The sequence below is a fragment of the Rhizobium sp. SG_E_25_P2 genome (genome assembly GCF_029892285.1).
Taxonomy (GTDB): domain Bacteria; phylum Pseudomonadota; class Alphaproteobacteria; order Rhizobiales; family Rhizobiaceae; genus Rhizobium_E.
In genome coordinates this window covers 44,591-67,367 of sequence record NZ_JARXVM010000004.1, presented here as the reverse complement: position 1 = coordinate 67,367, position 22,777 = coordinate 44,591, and the positions used below count along the sequence as shown (strand labels likewise).

The following is a 22,777-nucleotide window of genomic DNA, read 5'->3' as shown; positions in this document are numbered from 1 at the left end:
GGATGCGCTGCTCGATCAGTGCCGCCAAGCGCGAGTCATTTAATTTATTTAATAAATTAATGTTTGACAGCGACAACCCTTTCTGATGATTTGCCGCCGCTAGGATGAGGTTCCTGGCGGAGGAGAGAGACATGACATCCGATCTGAGCACATTGCGCGCCACGCGCCGCGCCTTCATTGCGGGCATGGGCGCCGTCGCATCCACGACTTTGTTTACGCCGGCCATCGCGCAAGCGCGGCAACTGACCATCATTTCCAATCGCGGCAACGCCGACCAGCGCAAGGCTGTCGAAAAGATCGCCGCCGATTTCGGCAAGGCGGCAGGCGTCACCGTCACCGTCAACAATATGGATCACGAGGCGCATAAGACCGCGATCCGCAATTATCTCGTCGCCAGCCCGCCGGATGTCTGCTTCTGGTTCTCGGGCCAGCGCATGCGGTCCTTCGTCGAGAAGAACCTGTTCGAGGACATCTCCGATCTGATCGCCAGGGAAAACTGGGCTGGCCCGATGGGCAGCTCCATGAGCGCGGTCACCGTCAACGGCAAGCAGTACGGCCTGCCCACCGGCGGCATTCTCTGGGGTCTGTTCTATCGCCAGGACACGTTCGACCAGTTCGGCCTGAAGGCGCCGGAAACGTTCGAGGACTTCTTCACGCTGGCCGAACAGTCCAAGAAGGCGGGTCTCACGCCGATGACCATCGGCACCAAGGACATGTGGACCGCCGGCGGCTGGTTTGATCACATGAACCTGCGCGTCAACGGCCTTGAACACCACATGGATCTGATGGCCGGCAAGATCAAATACACCGACGGTTCGCTTAAAGAGGTGTTCGACCAGTGGGAGCGCCTGGTGAAGGCCGACTTCTTCTCGCCCAACCATACGTCCTATTCCTGGGATCCGGCTGCAGCGGCGCTGGTGCAGAAGAAGGCCGCGATGATGGATCTCGGCAACTTCATCAAATACGCGTTCCCTGCGGAAGATCTCGGCCAGGTGCGCTTCAAGCCCTTCCCGAAGATGAAAGATGGCGTCGATCAATACGAGGACTTCTCGGTCGACTCCATCCACATCCCCTCGGGCGCCAAGAACAAGGACGCCGCCAAGGAATTCCTGGCTTATTTCTACAAGCCCGAAAATCTTGGCGCCTATCTCGCGCCGGAAGGCAATGTGCCGGCCCGCAGCGATTGCCCGGTCAGCGACGATCCGATCCTGAAGATGTCGCTCGAGGCGCTGAAATCCGTCAAGGGAACGTCGCAGTTCTACGATCGCGACAGCGATCCCGATCTCGCCCAGGCGGGCATGAAGGGCTTCCAGGAATTCATGGTCAAGCCTGAGCGCCGCGACCAGATCCTCGCCCAGATCGAACGCACCCGCGCCCGTATCTACGGCTGAGGCGTTCGCGACTTGCGGGAGGCTCAACGCCTCCCGCCTTCGAGGAGACTTTACAATGATCAACTGGTGGCGACGCCATCGCAACTGGCTCACGCCGGCGCTCCTGCTTGCGCCTGGCCTTTTGCTGTTTCTCGTGGTGATCATCTGGTCGTCGATCGAGACATTCTGGATCTCGTTCTTCGACTGGGACGGGATGGGACCGAAGTCCTGGATTGGCCTCGCCAATTATCGAGAACTGCTCGATGATCCCCAGTTCTACGTGTCACTGAAAAACAATTTCATCTGGCTGCTGATGTTTCTGCTCGCGCCGCCGGCAGGCCTCGCCATCGCTTTTCTGGTCAACCAGAAGATCGCCGGCATGCGGCTGATGAAATCGCTGTTCTTCATGCCGCTCGTGCTCGCAACCGTCACCGTCGGCGTCATCTTCACCTGGTTCTATGACCCGACTTTTGGCCTTCTCGCCATTCTCTTTCGCGCCTTCGGCGCCGAGGCGCCGGCGCTGCTGTCGGACGAAAATCTCGTGACCTTCGCCGTGGTCGGCGCGGCGCTCTGGCCGCAAGTCGCCTTCTGCATGGTGCTGTTTCTGGCCGGTCTTAACAATCTCGACGAGGAACTGATCGGCGCCGGCCGCGTCGATGGCGCGCGCGGTCTCGCAATGCTCTGGCATGTGGTGCTGCCGCAACTGACCCAGGTCGCCTTCATCGCGGTGGCGATCACGATTGTCGGCGCCCTGCGCTCCTTCGACGCCATTTCGGTCATGACCGCGGGCGGCCCTTTCGGCTCGTCCACCACGCTGGCCTATCAGATGTATGAGCAGTCGCTGTTTTCCTATCGCTTTGGTTATGGCGCGGCCATCGCCACCATCCTGTTCCTGATCATGGCGGTGTTCATCGCCTGGTATCTCCGCGGCCTTCTCAGGGCCGAGAAAGGAGCGTGACCATGTATCCCCGTCCAATCCCGGAAAATCGTCCGTTCGCTCGCTTCAGCTATGGCGCGCTGGTCGCACTCGTGCTCGTCCTCTGGCTCCTGCCGCTCTTTGCCGTGGTCATGACCTCATTCCGGTCGTTTGACGATGTAATGGCCGGCAACTACTGGGGCTGGCCCTCCAAGGTGATGTGGTTCGAGAATTACGCGGCGGTCTTCCAGCAGTCGAAGATGCTCGACTATTTCATCAACAGCCTGATCATCACCATTCCCTCGACCATCGCGGTGCTGGTGCTGTCGACCATGACGGGCTTCGTGCTGTCGCGCTATCCTTTCCGGGGCGCCATGGCGATCTTCGCGCTGTTCGTCGGCGGCAATTTTCTGCCGCAACAGATCATGATGATCCCGATCCGCGACCTGATGGTCGCGACAAGTCTCTATGACACCTTCTGGGCGCTGATCCTGTTCCACGTCGCCTTCCAGACTGGCTTCGCCACGCTGTTCATGCGCAATTTCATTGCCGCACTGCCGGACGAACTCTTCCAGGCCGCCCGCGCCGAAGGCGCATCGCCCTGGCAGACACTGGTCCACATCGTCGCGCCGCTGGTGCGGCCGGCGCTGGCCGCGCTCGCCATCCTCGTCTTCACCTTCATCTGGAACGACTATTTCTGGGCCGTCGTGCTGACGCAGTCGGACGCGGTGAAGCCGGTGACGGCGGGCCTGTCCAATCTCCGCGGCGAATGGGTGTCGCAGTGGAATATCGTGTCGGCCGCCACCATCCTCGTCGCCGTGCCGCCTGTGCTGATGTTCTTTCTGATGCAGAAACACTTCATCTCCGGTCTCACCATGGGAGCGGTCAAAGGATGATCGCCCGCCCCGCCCCCAACACTTTATCGAGCGAGAACTCCATGAACAGCGTCGAACTCATCGGGCTGGACAAGCATTACGGCCACTATCACGCCCTGAAATCCATCAGTCTCACCATCGAAAAGGGCGAGTTCATCGTTATGGTCGGCCCGTCGGGCTGCGGAAAATCGACGCTGCTCAAGACGATCGCCGGTCTCGAGACCGTCGAGACCGGCAAGATTATGATCGGCGGCAAGGATGTCACGACGGCGGAGCCCGGCGATCGCGGCATCGCCATGGTGTTCCAGTCCTACGCGCTTTATCCGCATATGACGGTCGCCGAGAACATGGGTTTTGGCCTGCGCATGGCCAAACGCCCGAAGGCGGAAATCGACGCCGCAGTCCGCCGCGCAGCCGAGATCCTGCGCATCACCGAACAGCTCGACAAGCGGCCCAAGCAATTGTCGGGCGGACAGAGGCAGCGCGTCGCCATCGGCCGCGCGATCACCCGCTCGCCCGACGTCTTCCTGTTCGACGAGCCTCTGTCCAATCTCGACGCCGCATTGCGCACCCAGATGCGCGTGGAGCTATCGACGCTACATGCCGAGCTCGGCTCGACCATGATCTATGTGACGCATGACCAGGTGGAAGCCATGACCATGGCCAGCCGCATCGTCGTGCTCAACAAGGGCGCGATCGAACAGGTCGGCAGCCCTCTCTCGCTCTACGCCAACCCCGTCAACCAGTTCGTCGCGGGCTTTCTCGGCGCGCCGCGCATGAATTTTATGCAGGGCCAGGCAATCGATATCGCGACCACACATGCTCGTGTCCAGGTGGCGGGCCTTCCCACGATGGATATCGCCCTTCGCCCTGGCGCTGCGCTGAAGCGCGGCGAAAAAGTCGTCATCGGCGTCCGCCCGGAAGCTTTCGAGATCGACGGCGGCAAGCCGGTCGGGTGCAAGGCGCAGGTGCGGCTGGTCGAAAATCTCGGCCGCGAAACCGTCGTCTATGCCGACGCCTCGCCGCTCGTGACCAGCGGTTCGGACACCGGCACCCACAATGTGACGATCCAGCTGGGCTCCGCCGTCTCACTCGCGCCCAATGCAGACATCGCCATCGGCTTCGATCCGGTCGACGCTTATCTCTTCGGCCCCGACGGGGTCACGCTCACGCCTCCCAAGCCCGAAATCAAATCCCGATAATCCGGAGCAGATCATGAAACGCACGCCCCCCGCGCCGCTATCCGTCTGGCGCACCCTGAACCTCGACGATTTCCTCCTCGGCGTCCCGCATTATCCTGAGCATGTGGACGAGAGCTATTGGCGGCGCGACGCAGAACGCATGCGCGACGCCGGTTTCAATACCGTGCGCATGGGCGAGTTCGCCTGGCATATCTGGGAGCCTTATGAGGGCAAGTTCGATTTCGACCTGTTCGACCGCGCCATCGCCATATTGGCCGAATGCGGCATCAAGACGATCCTTTGCACGCCGACGGCGACGCCGCCGCGTTGGTTGACGATGAATTATCCGGAAGTGCTGCGCGTCGATCGCAACGGCCGCCGCGCCTCGCATGGCTCGCGCCAGCACGCCGACACCACCAGCCCGGTGCTGCGCGAGCATAGCCGCCGCATCACCCGCGCGCTTGCCGAACACTACCGCGACAACCCGCATGTGGTGGGCTGGCAGACCGACAACGAACTCAACACGACCGTGTCGGAATCCTATTCGGATTCCTGCGCGCTCGCCTTCCGCAATTATCTGCGCCACAGATATCAGACGATCGACAAGCTGAACTTCGCCTGGGGCGGCGATTTCTGGGCCACGGCTTACGACAATTTCGATCAGGTGGTGCTGCCGCTTCCGATGGCGCCGTCCTTCCTGAGCCCGGGCCATGTGCAGGACTATCACCGGTTCCTTGCGCATGCGACAGCGGCTTTCCAGCATGATCAGGTGCAGATTCTGCGCGAAACCAACAGCGACTGGTTCATCTTCCACAATCTCGGCAATCTCACGGACATCGATTTCCGCGGCCAGTTCGGCCAGGACCTCGATTTCATCGGCTTCGACATCTATCCGATGCTCTATGACGAGTTCCGCCGCACCGGCGGTCACGGCGCAACGCAGGCGCTGCAGCTCGATATCTGCCGCAGCTATTCGGGCAATTTCATCGTGCCGGAACAGGCCTCCGGCTTCGGTAGCCAGCCGTCTTTCACCACCATGACGCCGGAACCGGGCGAGATGCGCCGCATGGCGTTGTCGTCGGTGGCGCGCGGCGCCGACGGCCTGATGTTCTTCCGCTGGCGGCCCGCCCATTTCGGCGCGGAAATCTACTGGATGGGTCTCATCGATCACGACGACGTCCCCCGCCGCCGCTATCAGGAGGCCAGGCAGTTCGCCTCCGACATCGCCCGTATCAAGGACCAGCTTCTCGGCACGACCGTGGCGATGGATGTCGGTATCGCCGGCGCAGACTTCGACAATCAGGAAGCGCACAAGACCTATCCGATCGGCCTGCCCTCCCCGATCGATGATGCCGCGCTTCTGCATCGCCACTGCTACAAGGCCGGCATTCCCTGCGGCTTCATCCATCCCGAGGATGATCTCAGCCGCCTCAAGGTCTTCTACATTCCGCATTGGGTGATGTGGGATCAGGCCTGGACGCCCAAGGTCCGCGCCTTCGTCGAAAATGGCGGCACGCTGATCGTCGGCGCCATGACCGGAACCCGCGACGAGAACAACCACATCATTCGCGAACTCGCTCCCGGCGGCGCGCTCGCCGATCTCTGCGGCGTCCGCGTCGAGGAATTCGGCCGTCTCACGGCGAAAGACGGCGCGGGGCTTTTCCAGCGCTTCCCGATCGAGCATGGCCTGTTCATCCCGCCCAATGTTCTGCCTTCGTCATCCGCCGACCGCAAATACAGTCTGACCATCAGCGGCCGCGAGATCGAGGCCGAGCATCTCTATGAGTTGCTGGAAACCGAAGGCGACGTCGAGGCGCTCGCAACCTGGAACGCCTGGTTCGCCAAGGAACGACCCGCCATCACCAGCCGCCGCGTCGGCAAGGGCCGCGTGGTCTATCTCGGAAGCTATCTCGGCGACGAGCTGGTCGCAGCGCTTTCCGAGGCGGTGCTGGCGGAAGCCGGCGCCCTGCCGCTGGTCACGGATCTGCCTGAAGGCGTCGAAGTGACGTTGAGAAGCGCCGATAATCGCAAGCTGCTCTTCGTTCTCAATGTGACGGATACGCCGAAGCAGGTGTCCGGCCTGCCGCAATCGATCGATCTGCTGACCGGCGAAAAGATCGAGGGCGCGCTGACGCTTTCGGAATATGGCGCGGCGGTCCTGTCCTACGCCTGAGGTTCAAGAGCTCTCCCAGGCGGCGCGCAAGCGCCGTCACTCCAGCGGCGGAGTTTAGGCTCCGCCGCTCTTTACATTCCGCCTCACATCAGCCGCTGTCGGCCATCTCGAAATTGAAGAGGCCCTGAATGGCGAGCGCGGCAGCGCCCGCCGCCCAAAAATGCTCGCGCTCGTCCGGAATGATGGCGGGCGCTCGCGTATAGCAATAGCGGTCGAGCATTCTGCGCATGGGATCGAAGAGAAGATCGCCGAATGTCACCGCCTCGCCGCCGACCACCACAATTTCGGGATCGGTGGAATTGATGACACTGGCCAAATGAACGCCAATGTCTTCGCCTGCCTGCTGCAGAAGACCACAGGCAAGGTCGTCGCCCTGAAGCGCCGCTTCCTTCATGCTGTAGCGGTCCGCTTCAGCCCCAAGCCCCTTGCCGCGCCGCCAGGCGTCGACGATTACCGGAACCGAATGAAACGTCTGCAGACAGCCGGCGCGGCCACATTCGCACATCGGCCCCTCCAGACGATGGGTGTTATGGCCGAGTTTGCCGGCCCGTCCATGGGCGCCGCGCAGCACGACACCGTTTGCAACGGTCGCGCAGCCGATCCCGACACCCACCGCAAGCGCCAGAAAGATGGCGTGCTGGCTGCCAAGACCGAAAAGATGCTGGGCCAGCGCAAAAGCCAGCGTGTCATCCTCCATCCAAACGGGCGCGCCGATCCGGTCGCGCAGCATTTTCGCAAAAGGCACGTCCCTCCAGCCGAAACGATTGCTGGACACGCAGACGCCCGCCGGCATGTCGATCGTGCCCGGCATCGAAAATCCGACACCCGTCAACTGTCCGGCGTGCTCCGGAGCGGCGCGCAACAATCGCTGGATGGCATTCTCAGCCGCGTCGAGCACCGTCTCCGGGGCAGGATTGTCGAATGGGACGGAGAGCGAGGAAATCACGGATGTCGACAGATCCGTCAGCACGCAGTCGAGCGAGCCGATATTCATTTTGACGCCGATCGCCAAACGCCCGCGGTAATTGATCGACAAGGGAACGGGACGCCGCCCGCCGCCGCCTGGCGCCGTCTCACCTTCGATGAGATAACCCTCGGCAAGAAGATCGGTGACCACGAAGGTCACCGCAGCCGGGCTCAACCCCGTCGCATTGGCCAGATCTGCACGGCTGAGCGCCCCTTCCTTGCGGACAAGGTTGAGGATCAGGCGCCGGTTCATCGCCCGAGTTGTTCTCTGATCGATTTTCAAGTCGGCCCTCTGCATATCCGATGAGGAGCCAGCATAGGCAAAGGCTATCCAACTTGCGAGGCAAACTTGGCGTCCACAAGGAGGCGCTTGTGGGCAACCCTAGAAGTCGCCGCGCCCCTTTTCATCCCTCCACCAGCACAAAGTCGTGCTTCACCTCCCAGAATTCCGCCGTGAACCCATACTCTGCAGCGCGTTGCGCGTCCGCCTGGCGGACAAATTTCGCCAGCAGGCTTTCCTTGACGCCGAACACCGCATCCGAATGGATATAGGGATCGTCGGGGTCGAAGATGTGGGTGATCAGCGTCTCAAACCCCTCGGCCTTGATGATGTAATGCAGATGCGCCGGACGATAGGGATGGCGGCCGAGCTTGCCGAGCAACTGGCCGACCGGGCCATCGTCGGGGATTGGGTAGAATTTCGGCTTCACCGCCCGGAACCAATAGGTCCCGTCGGCGCCAGTGCGAAAGACGCCGCGCAGATTAAAGTCCGGCTGCACGCCCTTTTGCTGGACATCGTAAAAGCCTTCGTCATTGGCCTGCCAGACATCAATGACAGCATTGGCGATCGGCGCGCCCTCGGTGTCGAGGATGCGGCCCGAGATCACCATGTCCTCGCCTTTGGCGTCGAGGCAGATATTGGCGCCCATCGGCAATTCCGGCGCGTCGGCCACATGGAAAGGGCCGAGCACCGTGCTTTCAGACGCGCCCGATGGCTTGCGGTTGTTGATCGCGTCGACCAGCATGGAGACGCCGAGCACGTCCGACAGCAGGATGAACTCCTGCCGCCATTCGTTGCACATCTGGCCGGTGCGAGTGAGAAACAGGATCGCCTCCATCCATTCGTCCTGGGTCGGCTCCAACTCCTTGACCGCCTCATGCAGCTTGCGGGTGACGACCTCCATCACCTGCTTCAGCCGCTCGCTGTTGGCGTTGGCGTTGCGGCCGGTCACCACCTCGACGGAATTTTCCTCGGTGAAATAGCCCTTTTCATGCGTGTCCATGTCGCGCCCTCACCGGTCCAGGATGGTCTTGAGAACGCGACGCAATTCACCTTCGGGATCGGCGACCGCCGCATCCGCCCGCCAGGCGATATGGTGGTCGGGACGCACCAAGAGCGCGCCGGAATCGCGGATCTCGCGGGCGCGCCCCCAGTCGCCGGAAAAATCCTGCCAGGTCTGACGCGGGCCGATCTTGTGCACCGTAATCTGCAGGCCCAACTCCTTCGACAGTGCTTTTGCGGCCGCAGCCCAGCCGTCGCCGCCGATGCCGGTCAGCAGCGTGAAGACGCCGTGGCCGGTCAGGTCCAGACTCGACACCTTCTCGCCCTCCGGGCCATAGAGCCAGACATGCGGGAGCCGCGCGCCCGGCCAGGTAGTGGGCTGGTAATGCAGCTCCGCGTCCTTCTCGAAGGCCGGTTCAGGCTGACCGTCGGTGGCCACGGCGCCGGATGTGTAGCGCTGGTTCATTTCCACGCCATGGGCGTCGAATTCATAGACCTTGGCGGCGATCGCCTGACGGATCGCGTCGCGCTGGCGTTCGCCGTCGGCGGTGTCGTCGCAGCGGGCGTCCATATTTTCCTGCATTTTCACCGGATCGACGGAATCGAGCAGGCCGAGCGCCTTGAAGATCGGACCGAATTCCTCGATCGACTTGTTGGCGCGGGTGACGATCTGCTTGGCGACCGGCGCGCGCTCGGCCTGGTAGCTGTCTAGCAGCCTCTCGCCAGCCTGGCCGCGAATGACCATGGCGAGCTTCCAGGCCAGATTGAACGCGTCCTGAATCGAGGTGTTGGAGCCGAGACCGTTGGACGGCGGATGGCGATGCGTCGCGTCGCCCATGCAGAAGACGCGACCGCTCGACATGGTCGTCGCATACATATTGTTGACGGTCCAGGTGGAGACCGACTTGATCTTCGGCTGCAGGTCCTGCACGCCGACGAGATCGCGAACCACCTTGGTGGCGAAGGCGTCGTCAACAGCCGGCGCCGGCTGGTTGATGTCATAGCCCCAGACGATCAGCCACTCGTTCCACGGGCGCACCATGCGCACCAGACCCATGCCGATGCCGCCGACATCGGCGCCGGGCTGCAACACCCAGTAGAGCACCGAGGGGCGATGGGCGACATAGCGCGACAGATCGCATTCGAACAGGATGTTCATCGAGCCGGCCACGCCCATCTTGCCCTCGAAAGAGAGACCGGCATGTTCGGCGACCTTGGAATTGCCGCCATCGGCGCCGACGAGGAATTTCGAGCGGACGGTGAATTCCTTGCCCGTGAGACGGTCGAGGCAGGTGGTGGTCACACCTTCGGCGTCCTGCACATGGCTCACATATTCCGTCGACATGCGCGCCTGCGCGCCGCGCGAGCAGGCGGTCTTGAAGAGCAGCGGCTCCATATAGGTCTGAGGGAGATCGTTCATCCGGCCGGGGGAAGAGAGAAGATGCTCAGCGCGCGACAGCGGATGGTTGCCCCAGCTCTGCATGCGGCCGATTTCCTCACCGGCGACCGCCGTGCAGAACACGTTCTGGCCCATCAGATCCTGTTCGGTCGCATACATATAGGCCTCATCCTCTACGTCGCGGCCGAGATCGCGTAGCACTTCCATCGTGCGCTGATTGGTGATGTGGGCGCGCGGCGTCGTGGCGAGCCAGCGGTAGCGATTGATCACCATCGGCTCCAGGCCGTAGCTCGCAAGCAATGCGGCGGTGGCGGAGCCAGCCGGCCCGGTGCCGATGATCAGAACGTCGGTGTTGATGTCAGCCATGAGGCCCTCCCTTTTCCATGTGTTCGAGCGACCCGCCCCGCAAGGTGCGGCGGACCGGAAAGAGTTCGATGCCGGTGCGGTCGGTGATCAGACCCCAGATGCCCTTGGGCGCAAACAGCATTGTGATGATGGCGATGGCGCCGAGCAGCAGCAGATACCAGGAGCCGTAGCTCGACAGCGCATTCTGCAGCAGGAAAAACAGGATCACCCCAAGGATCGGTCCTTCGATCGCGCCGATGCCGCCGATCACCACGATGAACACGACATAGGCCGTCCAGTCGGTGAGCGAGAAGGCTGCATCCGGCGAGATCCGCGCCTTCTGAAGATAGATCAGCGCGCCGACGAGACCAGTGATGAAAGCGGTCGAAAGGTAGATCGCGAGCTTCAGCCGGCGGGCGTCGACGCCCAGCGCGCGCGCCGCCGTCTCATTGTCGCGCACGGCTGCGAGCCCCAGGCCCTGCTTTGAGCGCAGCAGCCGATAGGCAAAGCCAATCGTCAGCACGAGCACAAGAAGCGCCAGCCAGAAGGCGATCGCGTCTGAGGCAGCGGCAGGCCGCATGCTAAACCAATCCTTGAGCAGCGACACACCAAACATGTCTCGCGTCGCCTCGCGCGGCAGCGACGTGCCGGTGCCGCCGCCAAGCGCTTTCCATTGCGCAAAAAGCAGCCGGCCGACCTCGGCTATGACCCAGGTGCCGATGGCGAAATAGGGACCATAGAGCCGGAAGGCGAAGAAGGCGGTTGGCAGCGCGATGAGCATGGCGAACAGGCCAGCAAGGGGGATCGCCAGGATGGGATCAAGGCCCAACAGGATCACGAAGCCGAACAAGGCATAGGCGCCGCAGCCCACGAAAAGCTGCTGTCCCACGGAGATCAGACCGGCATAGCCAGCCAGCAGGTTCCAGCATTGGGCGAGCGCCAGCATGGTGAAAATAAAGAACAGATCCTGGACCACGCCGCGCGACACGAGGAACGGCGCCAGCGCAAGCAACAGCACGAAAAGGATCGCGGCGATCGAAAACAGCAGGGAGACGCGGGTGCGTGTCTCGACCCGCCAGGCTTGCGGTCGGCTCGTCATCTTCGGGAGGGTTTCGGTCTGGACGGTCATCTCAGCCTCAATCGACGGCTCGGGGGAAGAGACCCCGGGGGCGGAACAACAGAACGAGCAGGAAGGCGATATGGCCTGACAGGATCTGCCATTCCGGATTGATCGCGGCGCCGAGCGTCTGCGCCACGCCGAGAATGACGCCGCCAGCCAGCGTTCCCCAGAGCGAACCGAGCCCGCCGATAATCACCGCCTCGAAAGCGTAGATCAGCCGTGCGGGACCCGAGGTCGGATCGAAATTGGCGCGCGTGCCGAGATAGAGTGCGGCGATGGTGACGATGACCATGGCGAGCCCGGTGGCAATGGCGAAGATCTGGTTGGGCCGGATGCCCATCAGCCCCGCCGTCACCACATCGTCGGAGGTGGCGCGGAAGGCCCGACCGAGCGCCGTCTTGTAGATAAGCTGATTGAGGCCGACGATTACCAGGATCGCAGAGGCGAAGGTCATGAGCGGCATGACGCCGGCATTGATACCACCGAGCGAGATCGACGCCTGTTCGAGGGCGCCGGCTGAAATGCGCCGGCTGTCAGCGGTGAAGCTTTCCAGCAAGCCGTTCTGGATGACGATGGATAGACCGAAGGTCACGAGCAGCGGCGGCAGGATGTCCTTGCCAAGCGTGCGATTGAGCAGATGATATTGCAGGAGATAGCCGGCGCCGAACATCAAGGGCGCGGCGATCAGCGCCGCCAGAAACGGATTGAGCCCGAGCGTCGAAACGAGCACGAGGATGAGGAAGGCCGCCAGCACGATCAGATCGCCATGGGCGAGATTGACGAGCCGCATGATGCCGAAGACGAGCGAAAGCCCAGCCGCAAACAACGCATAAAGCCCGCCGAGCAGAATGCCCTGGAGAATGGTGTCAAGCCAGTTCATGGGTGTCCGCTCCGAAATAGGCCGCGTGAATGTCGGCGCGATCGAGCTCGCCCGGCCGCCCTTCAAGGGTCACCCGACCCTCCATCATGCAATAGACGCGATCGGCGACTTTCAGCGCCTGGGCGATATCTTGTTCGACGATGACGATGGCCGCTCCCGTCTCGCGGATGCGCGGAAAGGCGGCGTAGATGTCCTTGATCACCACCGGCGCCAGCCCGAGGCTGAGTTCGTCGCAGAGCAGCACTTCCGGATTGGACATCAGCGCACGACCGATCGCCACCATCTGCTGCTGCCCGCCCGACAGCGCCGTCGAGGGTTTGCATCGCCTTTCCTTCAGGATCGGAAACAACTGGTAGACGCCGTCCAACGTCCAGGGGCCATCGACCTTGCGGCCATGACGCCCCACGAGCAGGTTTTCCTCGACGGTCAGCGATGGAAACAGCCGCCGCCCTTCCGGCACCAGCGCCACGCCGCGCGCCATCACATCCGGCGCGGAAAGCGCGCCGATCGTCTCGCCGCGATGCAGGATCGCGCCCGGCTCGTTGCGCAGCACGCCGGCGATCGAGCGCATCAATGTCGATTTTCCTGCGCCATTTGCGCCGATCACGGCGATGGTTTCGCCGGGATGAAGGATGATGTTCACGCCGAACAGGGCCTGGAAGTCGCCATAAAAAGCCATGAGGTTCTTCGTCTCGATCAGGCTCATCGCTCAGACCTCCATGCCCAGATAGATCTCGCGCACCTCGCGCGAATTCATGATGGCTTGCGGATCGCCATGACCGATCACCCGGCCGAAATTGAGCACCAGGATTTTCTCCGCCACCGCGGTCAGTGCATGCAGCACATGCTCGATCCAGATGATCGTCATGCCCCGCTCATGCACCCGCTTGATGGTGGAGACCAACTGCCGGCATTCGCCTTCGGTCAGGCCGCCGGCGATTTCATCGAGCAGCAGAAGCTTGGGCTGGGTGGCCAGCGCGCGCGCCAGCTCCAGCCGCTTGCGCCCGAGCAGAGACAGGCTGCCAGCCGGCTTGTTCGCCTTGCCAATCAGCCCGGTCTCGACCAGAATTTCCGCGCAGAGATCGGCAACTTCCGCCTCGGTCTTCTCGCTGCCGAAGGCGCCGGCAACCAGCAGATTCTCATAGACTGTCAACCGTTCGAATGGCTGCGGGATCTGGAAAGTGCGGCCCATGCCGGCAAAGCAGCGTTGCATCGGCGGCAGTGTGGTCACGTCGCGGCCGTCGAAGTGAATGACGCCCTTGGCGACCGACAGATTGCCGGTGATCAGGTTGAACAGCGTCGACTTGCCCGCCCCGTTCGGCCCGATCACCCCCAGCGCCTCGCCGGGCTCGACGGCAAAACCGATATCCTCGGCGACCACCAGGGCCCCGAAGGATTTGGAAACACCGTTGAGTTCAAGGATCGGCATGGTCGGCTTTCTCAGTTAGAAGATTGGTGTGGGCGCTTTGGAGTTCACCCCCCTCTGTCCTGCCGGACATCTCCCCCTCAAGGGGGAGATTGCAGAGAGGCGAGACGAACGCCCAGCAACTGGCGTCGAGAGTAAGTGAAGCTGGCGCCGCCAGCCAATCTCCCCCCTTGAGGGGGAGATGTCCGGCAGGACAGAGGGGGGTGCTGCATCCGCAGAGACCCCACCCATCATCACCCCAGCGCTTCCATCTTGCCGCCGAGCGGCACATTCGGAGCCAGCCCGTTTTCGACCACGACGAGATCGTAGCCGCCGCCGGACTTCAGCCGCCACTGGCCGCCGACGAGCGGGGTCTTGGCAACGTTTTTCTGGGCGAAGGGCGGCAGCTTGTCGCTGTTCCAGGCAATCGGGCCAACAAGCGTGTCGAGCTTGGTTTCGCCGATGGCCTTGGCGACGGCGTCGCCATCAGCCACATCCTCGACCCGCTTCATGACGTCCACGGCGAGTTCGAACAGCGCATGGGCAAAGCCGATCGGCTGCGTCCAGGGCCGGCCTGTCGCCTTGGTGAAGGCGCTCGCGACATCAGCGGCGCTCTCGCCCGTCAACGACGACTTGAAGGGATGCGAGGGCGTCCACCACACTTCCGTCGAGAGATTGTGACCGGCGTCGCCCAGCGCCTCGACAGTCTGCGGGAACAGCAGCGCCTTGCCGATCGAGGCGATTTTCGGCTTCAAACCTTGCTGCTTGGCCTGATTCCAGAAGGTGGTGAGATCCGGCGGGATCATCACGCCGGTCAGGATCTCCGTTTCCGCCTGCTTGAATGCGTTGATCTGGGCCGAGAAATCGTCCGTCAGATTCTGGTAGCGGCCGGTGTCGGTAAGGCCATAGCCGAGCTTTTCGAGAACCGGCGGGAAGCCGACGACCTTGTCTCCCCAGGCATTGCCGTCGCCGTCATTGGGGAAGAGGCCGCCAACCTTCTTGTTGGTGTCGATCTGGCTCCACATGCCGGTGAACACGGCAATGATGTCTTCCAGCCCCCAGAAGAAGTGATAGGCGTAGTTGAACGGCTTCCAGCTGGCGGGATCGCCAGGATTGCCCTGCTGGCCGATGAACCAGGGTTGCCAGGGCGCGACTGTCGACAAGCACGGTACCTGCTCCGCCTCGCAGGTGGTCGAGACCGGATTGGTGGTTTCCGGCGTCGACGACACCAGCATCAGATTGATCTCGTCGTCGACGATCAGTTCCTTGGCGACTTCGGCGGCGCGGTTGGGGTTGGACTGGCTGTCCTTGACGACGACCTCGTAGTTCAGGCCCATCTTCTTGGTGGCAGCCAGAAAGCTGTCGATCACGAATTTGTCAGCCTCGCCGAAGCCGGCGAGCGGACCGGTCTGCGGGCTGACATAACCGAGCTTGACTGCCGCCTGCTGGGCAATCGCTGGCGCCGCCAAACCCGATGTGGCCAGAACGGCGCCGCCGGCTGCCGTCGTTTTCAGGAACTTGCGTCTGGTAAACATGTTTCCTCCCATCATCGTCTCTCCTCCCAAAGAGCGCGCCTCGCGCGTCAGATGTCTCGATCAGTCGGGCCTCACGCCCTCCCAGGCCTGCTGCAGCAGCGTCCGGATCGATGTCCGGTCGATCGGGCGCGGATTCCAGTAGGGATTTTCAGTGGCGATCAGGGCTGCGCGGTCGAGATCGGCCTCGGTGAGCCCGAAATCCCGAAGCGATAGCGGCGCGCCAATCGATTTGGCGAAATCCCAGAGACCGCCGCCGATGGAGCCGCCAAAAATAGCCGCCGCCGGCGCAAGCTCCTCGCGCGCAGCCTCGGCATTGAAGGCGGCGGTGTGCGGCAACATCACCGCATGCGTCTCGGCATGCGGCGTGTCGAAGGAGCCGCCCAGCGTGTGGCAGATCTTGTGATGCAGCGCCATGCCGACAGCGCCAAGCACCGTGCCGCACAGCCAGGCGCCGTACAGCGCTTCGGCCCGCGCCTTGGCGTCTCCGGGGCTTTTCACGAAAACGGGCAGGCTGTCGGCAAAGGCGCGCAGGCCTTCGACCGCCATCAGCGTCGAGACAGGATTGCGATCCTGTGCATAGAGCCCTTCCAGCGCATGCGCCATGGCGTTGAGGCCGCTGGTCACGCTCATGGCCGTGGGCAGGCCGAGCGTCAGGTCGGGATCGTAGATCACCACTTCGGGCAGGATGCGGTCATGTCGCACCGTTGTCTTGCGGCCGGCTTCAGTCTGACCCAGGATGGGCGTGACCTCGGATCCGGCATAGGTCGTTGGGATCACGATCTGCGGCAGGTCCGTCCGATAGGCGATCGCCTTGCCGAGGCCGGTCGTCGAGCCGCCGCCGAGTGAGACGACGCAATCCGCGCCAGTGTCCGCAACAACCTGCAACGCAGCCTCGGTGACCTCCACCGGCGTATGCATAACGGCGCCGGCGAAGACGCCGACGGACAGGGCGCCGAGCCGCACGGAGAGCGCTTCCGCATCCTGTTTCTGATGCGGGGTGGCAAGCACCAGCGCCCGCTTGCAGTCCAAAGCCTCGACAAACATCGCCACATCGGCGCTTCGGCCAGCGCCGAACACGATACAAGCGGAACTGCCGCGATAGCTGAAATCCTTCATTTTCCCCTCCCCGGCCGAGCCCTGACCATGACGAATTTGATCGTGACGCGCGATGCGGCGCGTCCGTCGATCTCGGTCGGCTCGAAAGTTTTGACAAGCTCGGGACGGACGCCAAACAGGGCGTCCTCTCCAAGCCGGGGATCATCAGCATCATAGATATGCGTGGTGATGGTCTCGAAGCCCGGCGCGCGCACGAGGAAATGCAGATGCGCCGGCCGACGCAGGGGATAGCCGGCCTGCGTCAGAAGCCGCCCCACGGGACCGTCATCGGGCACGCCATAGCCGGCCGGCCGAACGGTTCGGTAATGGAAGCGGCCGGTCTCATCAACGCGAAACAGTCCGCGCAGATTGAATTCTGGCTGAAGATCCGGCTGCTGGTTCTCGTAAAAACCTTCGGCATTGGCCTGCCAGGTGATGATTTCGGCGGCTGAAACAGGCAGACCGTCGAGATCCTCGACACTGCCCTCGACCAGAAGCTGCTCGCCGATCCCATCCAGCGAAATCGAATTGCCTGGGGCGCGTTCAGGGGTGTCAGACCGGAAGAAAGGCCCGCGGATCGTATTCGGCGTGGCTCCCTTGGGACGACGCGTATTGATGTCCTCGACCAGGGCGGAGGCCCCGATCAGGTCCGAAAATAGCACCCATTCCTGGCGGCGTTCGTCGGCGGCATGGCCGACATCGGTCAGGAATTCGATCACCTTGCGCCACTGATCCTGTGACGGGCGGAATTCCTTGATCAACAGATGCACATGGGAAACGACGGCGGCCAGCAGACGCGCGGTGGCGTCATCGGGCGCCGCGAAGCGGCTGGCGAAGGCCTCGGCCGAGGTCGTCTCGTTGAAGGTGATGAGTTCGACGGCCCGCGACATGCATCTCCTCCCAAATCCGCATTGCTGGTCGAGAAGACACTAGCAGGCCTGAATTGCAGGATTGATGATTTGTTTCGGCATCAATATAACGATTTGTTATGAAGTTCGATGAAAGGCACCTGATACAGTTGGCCGCCGTTGTCAAGACGGGCGGCGTGACCGAAGGCGCCGCCCTTTTGGGGCTGGCTCAGCCGGCGGTGTCGCGCACGCTGTCGATGCTCGAAAAGCGTATCGGCGAACCGCTGTTCATCCGGGGCCGTCGGCCATTGCAGCCAACGCCGCTCGGCTTGGCGCTTGCCGAACATGGCCAGGTCATGCTCGCCGCCTCACGCAAGGCGTCCGATCTGATGGAGAGCTTCCGGGTCGGCAAGAGCGGCGTTGTCAGGATCGGCGGCACGCCGTTTTTCATGGATTCGCTGATTGCCGGCATGTGCGCGGAATTCCAGGCGACCCATCCGGAAGTGCGCATCGATCAGTCCTACGGCTATTTTCCAGATTTGCGCGCGGCGCTGAAAGCAGACCAGATCGACCTCGCTATCTGCCCGATCGACATTCTGGACGAAGGCTCGGGCCTCGCCTTTCAGCAGATCCTGCCGGGAAGGAATGTCATCGCCTGCCGGGTTACGCATCCGCTACTCTTGAAGCGCCGTCTGCAACCCGCCCATCTTCTGGACTATCCCTGGGTGGCGCCGCCGCCGGGCAGCCCGCTTCTGGCCGATCTCAGGGCGCTGCTGCTGTCCTTCGGCGCAACGGAAATCCGCATCCGCTATTCCGGCGGCTCGCTGGCGAGCGTCGTCAACTATCTGAAGGCGGCCGATGCGCTGACCGTCATGCCGCACAGCGTCGTCTTCGCCCAGCGCAAGGAAAAGACCATCACCGCGCTTCCGATCAGCATTCCGCATCCGGATCGCGCTTTGGCGATCCTCCGCCGCGTCGACGCTTTGCGCGCTCCCGCCGTCGAACAATTCTCAACCTTCATTCAGGCGAGCTTCGACAACCTGAAACACCTCATCAAGCGGCATGAAGAAGCTGTGGTGTGGGGCAATTGACCGGGCCGGCACGCGGCGCCGACCGAATATTTCCTCGTCGCACGGAGCCAAAACGGCATGTCGCCTGCAAAAAAGCTCGGGCGTCACAAGCCAGCCGCGCGCCTCGCCTCGTCGATCGCATTCTGCTGCCAGGGCCGAAGCTCCTGACCGGGATAGTTTTGGAAGACCGGCAGGAACGGATCATCGATAGCAGTCTTGACGCCTGAGAGCTGCTCCATGACCGCAAGTCCGCAATAGGGCACATAGGCGGCGGAATATCCGCCTTCATGCGACATCACCAAGCGACCTCCGCAGAGATCGTCCGCCGCCGCCATCAGCATCGCCGTCATGGCGCGATAGGTCCCCGAATGCAGCATCATGCGCCCGAGAGGATCGGCCGCCGAGCCGTCGAAACCGGAGGGCACGACGATGAGATCAGGCTTGTGGCGATAAAGAGCCGGGATCACCACCTGCTCAAATGCGGCGATATAGGCGCCGTGACCAGATCCTGCCGGGAGAGGTATGTTGATGTTGAAGCCATCCCCCTTGCCCTCGCCGCGCTCCGCCAGGGTTCCGCTGTCATGCGGATAAAGCCCTTCCTGATGCAGCGAAATCGTCAGCACCGAAGGGTCGGCGTAGAAGGCGGCCTGGGTGCCGTTGCCGTGATGGACGTCCCAATCCACCGTGGCGACACGCGCCTGGCCGTGCTCCGCCCGGGCCTTGAGGATGGCGACCGGGACATTGCCGAACAGGCAGAAGCCCATGCCCTTGTCAGCTTCGGCGTGATGGCCGGGCGGTCGCACCAGCGCATAGCCATTGGCGATCGCGCCCGAGAGCACCGAGGCCAAGACCTGATAGGTTCCGCCTGCGGCAAGGCAGGCGATGTCATAGGAGCCGTGACCGAAGGGGGTGAGATAGCTGGCGTCTCCGCCCCGATCCGCCGACAGCGCCTTGATGCGCGCAATGTAATCGCGGGTGTGAAAACGCGCGAGATCGTCATCGCTGACCGGATCGGATTTCACCGAGGTGAGCTTTTCGGTCAGACCGGACACTTCCATCAGGTTTTTGAAGCGCCGCTTGGTCGAGGCGTTTTCCGCATGTTCGCCGGGCTCGATGGTCAGAGACGGCTGGAAGAACATCGCCGCATTGCCCGTCTCGTGCCACAGATAGAGTTCGTGGAAATTCCAACCCGTCGCCATCGGCTCTCTCCTCACTCGATCGTGGCCCATACGCTTTTCGTCTGGGTATAGGACAACAAGGCGTCCATGCATTTGTCGCGGCCATTGCCGCTTTGCTTCCAGCCGCCGAACGGAAACTGCATGTCGCCATTCATGTAGCTGTTGATATAGACCATGCCGGCCTCGACATCCCGGGCGAAACGATGGGCCGTGCCGAGATCGGACGTCCAGATGCCGGCGGCGAGACCGAAACTCGTATCATTGGCGATCCGAACCGCTTCGCCATAGTCATCGAAGGCGATGATGGAAGCGACCGGCCCGAAAATCTCCTCGCGCGCAATGGTCATCGTGTTGTCGACGCCGGTGAAGATGGTCGGCGCTACGAAGGCCCCACGCTCGAGCCCCGAGGGCGCATCGCCGCCGAGAATGCATCGCGCGCCAGCCTGTTTGCCGATGTCGATGTAATTCAGCACGCGCTTCTGCTGGCTGACATCAACCATCGGCCCCATGCTGGTTGAGGGATCGAGCGGATCACCGGGAACATAGCCCGTTGTAGCCTTTGTCCGGAAGATATCGACGAACTCGTCGAGGATCTTTTTCTGCACGAGAATGCGCGAGCCCGCGCAGCAGACTTCGCCCTGATTGCCGAAAATGCCCATCGCCGCCCAGGTCGCGGCCGTTTCCAGATTGGCGGCGTCGGCCATGATCACATGCGGGGACTTGCCGCCGCATTCGGTGGAAACCTTCTTGAGATTGGACTGGCCGGAATAGACCATCATCAGCTTGCCGATTTCCACCGACCCCGTGAAGGCGATTTTCTCGACGTCAGGGTGGAGGGCCAGCGCTTTGCCGGCCTCCGGCCCGAAACCGTTGACGACATTCAGCACGCCTGCCGGCCCGCCAGCTTCGATAAACAGCCGGGCGAGCAACACGGCCGACAAAGGCGATTGCTCGGCCGGCTTCAGCACCACGGAATTGCCCGCCGCCAGCGCCGGCGCGATCTTCCACGCTGTCATCAGCAGCGGGTAATTCCAGGGAACGATGCATCCGACCACGCCGAGCGGCTGCCTGAGAACATAGGACAGGACATCCGGCGACGTCGCTCCGACGGAGCCCTGCACCTTGTCGATGCATTCACCGGTGAAGCGGAAGCACAGCACCGCCAGCGGCACATCGACAGTCAGCATCTCCGAGATCGGCTTGCCCATGTCGATCGTGTCGATCATCGCGAATTCGCCGGCATGCGCTTCAATGAGATCGGCGAAACGCAACAAAACAGCCATGCGCTGCCGAGGCGGCATGCGCGCCCATATACCGGATTTATACGCCTTCTGGCCGGAGGCGACGGCGCGGTCGATATCGTCGGCGTCGCCGCGCGACACTTCGGCAATCACCCCGCCGTTTGCGGGATTGATGCTTTCGAACACGGCGCCCGATTTGGCTGGAGCAAAATCGCCGTCAATGAACAATCGTCCTTCAAATTTCAGCGCCTCGGCTTGGTTGCGCCAGTACTCAGCAGTTTGTGCAATGGTCATCACTGGCTCCTCAGGCTGCAAGGATCTTCTGGCAGGCGCGTTCGGCCACCATGATGGTGGGCGCATTGAGATTGCCGGACACCATTTTCGGGATCGCCGAGGCGTCGGCAATGCGCAGACCTTCGAGCCCGTGCACCTTCATCGTGGCGGGGTCGGTGACCGCCATCGGGTCGACGCCCATCCGGCAGGTGCTCGACGGATGGTAGAGCGTCGTCATATGGCCACGGACGTAATCGGCGATCTCCGCATCCGTCTGGCATTCGGCGCTCGGCGACAATTCGTAATCGATCAGGTCCTTGATCGGCGCCTGCTGGAGGATGCGGCGATTGATCTTGACGCCTTCCACCATCGTCGCCAGATCGACGCCCTCGGGATCGGAGATGAAATATCTGGGATCGATAGCGGGATGTTCGGTCGGATCGGCGGAGCGCAGCCTGATCTCTCCGCGACTGTTAGGCCTCTGCAGCGTGCAATGCGCGGTGACGCCGGAACGGCCGCCCAGGAAGCGCGCATAGTCGCGATGCGGGCTCATGGCGCCATAAAGTTGCAGGTCGGGCTCGACGCCGTCGCGGCTGCAGACATGGCCGCTTGAAGCAACCCAGGGCGAGGTTCGGACGCCGGTCTTGAAATCTCGCCACTCCGCAAAACTGTCCTCAATCGTCTCCGCCGTCCAGGCCCCGATGCCCATCCGCTCCTTGGCGTAGAAGGAAATCGGGATATTGAGATGGTCCTGCAGATCCTTGCCGACGCCCGGAAGATCATGAACGGGCTTCACGCCGGCCTCTTCCAGTTCCGCCGCCGGCCCTATGCCAGAGAGCATCATGATCTGGCAGGAACCGATGGCGCCGGCCGCCATGACCACCTCGCTGCTGGCATAGGCGGATTCGGGGACGCCGTTGACGAGGTATTTGACGCCGGTCACTCGGCCTTGTTCGATGATCAGTCCGGTCACCAGCACGCCCTTCTTGAGCGTCAGATTGGGGCGCTCCAATGCGGGACGGAGATAGGCCTTGCCGGTGCCCCAGCGCTCGCCATCCTTGATGGTGAACTGGAAGAGGCCGACGCCCTCCTGCTTTTCCGCATTGTAATCAGGGTTGAAAGCGTAGCCGGCGGCTTCAGCCGCCTCGATCCACATCCGCTCATGTTTGTCCACATAGGGCACATTGCCGATATAGAGAGGGCCATCATTGCCGTGATAGGGGCTGTTGTGGAAATGGGCGTTGTTCTCTGAGGCGAGGAACACCGGAAACACGTCCTTCCAGCCCCAGCCTTCGCAGCCCATCGCCTCCCAGGCGTCATAATCCGACGGCAATCCGCGAATATAGATCATGGCGTTGAGCGCGCCCGAGCCGCCGACCATCTTGCCGCGCGGCCAGAAAATGCGCCGGCCGCGGCAGCCTGCCTGAGGCTCGGTGTAGTAACCCCAATCGGCGCGGGTGTTGAACATGGTCACCCAATCGGACGGGATGTCGGAGGCGATGGGCGCGCTTTGCCCGGCTTCGAGGATGAGAACCTTGCGGTTGGGATCGGCGCTCAGCCGATAGGCGGCCACGCAGCCGGCGGAACCGGCCCCGACGATGATCGTGTCATACATGGACATTCCC

General features: G+C 62.5%; 19 protein-coding genes. 6 read left to right on the top strand and 13 right to left on the bottom strand.

Going from position 1 to position 22,777, the window contains the following annotated elements:
- Positions 1 to 131 precede the first annotated feature (131 nt).
- Genes M2360_RS07820 through M2360_RS07800 form a run of 5 tightly spaced genes read left to right on the top strand, consistent with a single transcriptional unit; the run spans position 132 to position 6,515 of the window.
- Positions 132 to 1,391, top strand: a complete 1,260-nt coding sequence (locus M2360_RS07820; RefSeq protein WP_280774187.1) for an extracellular solute-binding protein — start codon at positions 132 to 134, stop codon at positions 1,389 to 1,391.
- A 55-nt stretch (positions 1,392 to 1,446) separates the two neighbouring features.
- The gene (locus M2360_RS07815; protein WP_280774185.1) at positions 1,447 to 2,328 is read left to right on the top strand and encodes a sugar ABC transporter permease; all 882 of its coding nucleotides are present in this window, start codon (positions 1,447 to 1,449) and stop codon (positions 2,326 to 2,328) included.
- 2 nt (positions 2,329 to 2,330) lie between these two features.
- The gene (locus M2360_RS07810; RefSeq protein WP_280774183.1) at positions 2,331 to 3,182 is read left to right on the top strand and encodes a carbohydrate ABC transporter permease; all 852 of its coding nucleotides are present in this window, start codon (positions 2,331 to 2,333) and stop codon (positions 3,180 to 3,182) included.
- A 41-nt stretch (positions 3,183 to 3,223) separates the two neighbouring features.
- Positions 3,224 to 4,363: a sn-glycerol-3-phosphate ABC transporter ATP-binding protein UgpC gene (ugpC, locus tag M2360_RS07805; RefSeq protein WP_280774181.1), complete on the top strand. Its 1,140-nt coding sequence runs from the start codon at positions 3,224 to 3,226 to the stop codon at positions 4,361 to 4,363.
- Between the two features lie 13 nt (positions 4,364 to 4,376).
- The gene (locus M2360_RS07800; RefSeq protein WP_280774179.1) at positions 4,377 to 6,515 is read left to right on the top strand and encodes a beta-galactosidase; all 2,139 of its coding nucleotides are present in this window, start codon (positions 4,377 to 4,379) and stop codon (positions 6,513 to 6,515) included.
- An 88-nt stretch (positions 6,516 to 6,603) separates the two neighbouring features.
- Here the strand turns inward: M2360_RS07800 and M2360_RS07795 are convergent, their stop codons facing one another.
- The 10 genes from M2360_RS07795 to M2360_RS07750 all read right to left on the bottom strand — a co-directional run bounded on the left by M2360_RS07795 (position 6,604) and on the right by M2360_RS07750 (position 17,432).
- Positions 6,604 to 7,734, bottom strand: coding sequence for an ROK family transcriptional regulator (locus tag M2360_RS07795; protein WP_280774177.1), 1,131 nt, complete (start codon positions 7,732 to 7,734; stop codon positions 6,604 to 6,606).
- 151 nt (positions 7,735 to 7,885) lie between these two features.
- Complete coding sequence (locus M2360_RS07790; RefSeq protein WP_280774176.1) at positions 7,886 to 8,764, bottom strand: intradiol ring-cleavage dioxygenase; 879 nt, start codon at positions 8,762 to 8,764, stop codon at positions 7,886 to 7,888.
- Between the two features lie 9 nt (positions 8,765 to 8,773).
- Entirely contained in the window at positions 8,774 to 10,528 is a 1,755-nt protein-coding gene (locus M2360_RS07785) for an FAD-dependent monooxygenase (protein WP_280774174.1), read from the bottom strand.
- A complete protein-coding gene (locus tag M2360_RS07780; protein WP_280774173.1) occupies positions 10,521 to 11,636 on the bottom strand; it encodes a branched-chain amino acid ABC transporter permease in 1,116 nt (371 codons plus the stop codon). The genes M2360_RS07785 and M2360_RS07780 overlap by 8 nt, the downstream gene beginning before the upstream one ends.
- A gap of 7 nt (positions 11,637 to 11,643) precedes the next feature.
- Positions 11,644 to 12,507, bottom strand: coding sequence for a branched-chain amino acid ABC transporter permease (locus M2360_RS07775; protein WP_280774171.1), 864 nt, complete (start codon positions 12,505 to 12,507; stop codon positions 11,644 to 11,646).
- Positions 12,494 to 13,213: an ABC transporter ATP-binding protein gene (locus M2360_RS07770; RefSeq protein WP_280774169.1), complete on the bottom strand. Its 720-nt coding sequence runs from the start codon at positions 13,211 to 13,213 to the stop codon at positions 12,494 to 12,496. Before M2360_RS07770 ends, M2360_RS07775 begins: the two co-directional genes overlap by 14 nt.
- Positions 13,214 to 13,216: 3 nt before the next feature.
- Complete coding sequence (locus M2360_RS07765) at positions 13,217 to 13,936, bottom strand: ABC transporter ATP-binding protein (protein ID WP_280774167.1); 720 nt, start codon at positions 13,934 to 13,936, stop codon at positions 13,217 to 13,219.
- A 230-nt stretch (positions 13,937 to 14,166) separates the two neighbouring features.
- Positions 14,167 to 15,447, bottom strand: coding sequence for an ABC transporter substrate-binding protein (locus M2360_RS07760; RefSeq protein ID WP_280774166.1), 1,281 nt, complete (start codon positions 15,445 to 15,447; stop codon positions 14,167 to 14,169).
- Positions 15,448 to 15,507: 60 nt separating this feature from the next.
- Positions 15,508 to 16,563 carry a maleylacetate reductase gene (locus tag M2360_RS07755; protein WP_280774164.1) on the bottom strand — a complete coding sequence of 352 codons (1,056 nt, stop codon included), beginning with the start codon at positions 16,561 to 16,563 and terminating at the stop codon, positions 15,508 to 15,510.
- Complete coding sequence (locus tag M2360_RS07750) at positions 16,560 to 17,432, bottom strand: dioxygenase (RefSeq protein ID WP_280774163.1); 873 nt, start codon at positions 17,430 to 17,432, stop codon at positions 16,560 to 16,562. The genes M2360_RS07755 and M2360_RS07750 overlap by 4 nt, the downstream gene beginning before the upstream one ends.
- A 98-nt stretch (positions 17,433 to 17,530) precedes the next feature.
- Here M2360_RS07750 and M2360_RS07745 point away from each other — a divergent pair, with 98 nt between their 5' ends.
- Positions 17,531 to 18,481 (top strand): LysR family transcriptional regulator, encoded by a 951-nt coding sequence (locus M2360_RS07745; protein WP_280774161.1) that lies wholly within the window; start codon positions 17,531 to 17,533, stop codon positions 18,479 to 18,481.
- A gap of 83 nt (positions 18,482 to 18,564) precedes the next feature.
- Here the strand turns inward: M2360_RS07745 and M2360_RS07740 are convergent, their stop codons facing one another.
- From M2360_RS07740 to M2360_RS07730, 3 genes are read right to left on the bottom strand one after another with little or no spacing between them, the layout of a single operon-like run.
- The gene (locus M2360_RS07740) at positions 18,565 to 19,659 is read right to left on the bottom strand and encodes a class II histone deacetylase (RefSeq protein WP_280774160.1); all 1,095 of its coding nucleotides are present in this window, start codon (positions 19,657 to 19,659) and stop codon (positions 18,565 to 18,567) included.
- Positions 19,660 to 19,670: 11 nt separating this feature from the next.
- A complete protein-coding gene (locus tag M2360_RS07735; protein ID WP_280774158.1) occupies positions 19,671 to 21,173 on the bottom strand; it encodes an aldehyde dehydrogenase in 1,503 nt (500 codons plus the stop codon).
- Positions 21,174 to 21,183: 10 nt separating this feature from the next.
- A complete protein-coding gene (locus tag M2360_RS07730) occupies positions 21,184 to 22,767 on the bottom strand; it encodes a GMC family oxidoreductase N-terminal domain-containing protein (protein ID WP_280774157.1) in 1,584 nt (527 codons plus the stop codon).
- Positions 22,768 to 22,777: the final 10 nt, after the last annotated feature.

Bases quoted from the DNA above. Each gene is read 5' to 3' on its own strand.
- M2360_RS07815 (WP_280774185.1), top strand. From the start codon at position 1,447: ATGATCAACTGGTGGCGACGCCATCGCAACTGGCTCACGCCGGCGCTC.
- M2360_RS07750 (WP_280774163.1), bottom strand. From the start codon at position 17,432: ATGTCGCGGGCCGTCGAACTCATCACCTTCAACGAGACGACCTCGGCC.
- M2360_RS07790 (WP_280774176.1), bottom strand. From the start codon at position 8,764: ATGGACACGCATGAAAAGGGCTATTTCACCGAGGAAAATTCCGTCGAG.
- M2360_RS07740 (WP_280774160.1), bottom strand. From the start codon at position 19,659: ATGGCGACGGGTTGGAATTTCCACGAACTCTATCTGTGGCACGAGACG.
- M2360_RS07745 (WP_280774161.1), top strand. From the start codon at position 17,531: ATGAAGTTCGATGAAAGGCACCTGATACAGTTGGCCGCCGTTGTCAAG.
- M2360_RS07765 (WP_280774167.1), bottom strand. From the start codon at position 13,936: ATGCCGATCCTTGAACTCAACGGTGTTTCCAAATCCTTCGGGGCCCTG.
- M2360_RS07795 (WP_280774177.1), bottom strand. From the start codon at position 7,734: ATGAACCGGCGCCTGATCCTCAACCTTGTCCGCAAGGAAGGGGCGCTC.
- M2360_RS07730 (WP_280774157.1), bottom strand. From the start codon at position 22,767: ATGTATGACACGATCATCGTCGGGGCCGGTTCCGCCGGCTGCGTGGCC.
- M2360_RS07770 (WP_280774169.1), bottom strand. From the start codon at position 13,213: ATGAGCCTGATCGAGACGAAGAACCTCATGGCTTTTTATGGCGACTTC.
- M2360_RS07755 (WP_280774164.1), bottom strand. From the start codon at position 16,563: ATGAAGGATTTCAGCTATCGCGGCAGTTCCGCTTGTATCGTGTTCGGC.
- M2360_RS07735 (WP_280774158.1), bottom strand. From the start codon at position 21,173: ATGACCATTGCACAAACTGCTGAGTACTGGCGCAACCAAGCCGAGGCG.
- ugpC (WP_280774181.1), top strand. From the start codon at position 3,224: ATGAACAGCGTCGAACTCATCGGGCTGGACAAGCATTACGGCCACTAT.
- M2360_RS07775 (WP_280774171.1), bottom strand. From the start codon at position 12,507: ATGAACTGGCTTGACACCATTCTCCAGGGCATTCTGCTCGGCGGGCTT.
- M2360_RS07760 (WP_280774166.1), bottom strand. From the start codon at position 15,447: ATGTTTACCAGACGCAAGTTCCTGAAAACGACGGCAGCCGGCGGCGCC.
- M2360_RS07820 (WP_280774187.1), top strand. From the start codon at position 132: ATGACATCCGATCTGAGCACATTGCGCGCCACGCGCCGCGCCTTCATT.
- M2360_RS07780 (WP_280774173.1), bottom strand. From the start codon at position 11,636: ATGACCGTCCAGACCGAAACCCTCCCGAAGATGACGAGCCGACCGCAA.
- M2360_RS07800 (WP_280774179.1), top strand. From the start codon at position 4,377: ATGAAACGCACGCCCCCCGCGCCGCTATCCGTCTGGCGCACCCTGAAC.
- M2360_RS07785 (WP_280774174.1), bottom strand. From the start codon at position 10,528: ATGGCTGACATCAACACCGACGTTCTGATCATCGGCACCGGGCCGGCT.
- M2360_RS07810 (WP_280774183.1), top strand. From the start codon at position 2,331: ATGTATCCCCGTCCAATCCCGGAAAATCGTCCGTTCGCTCGCTTCAGC.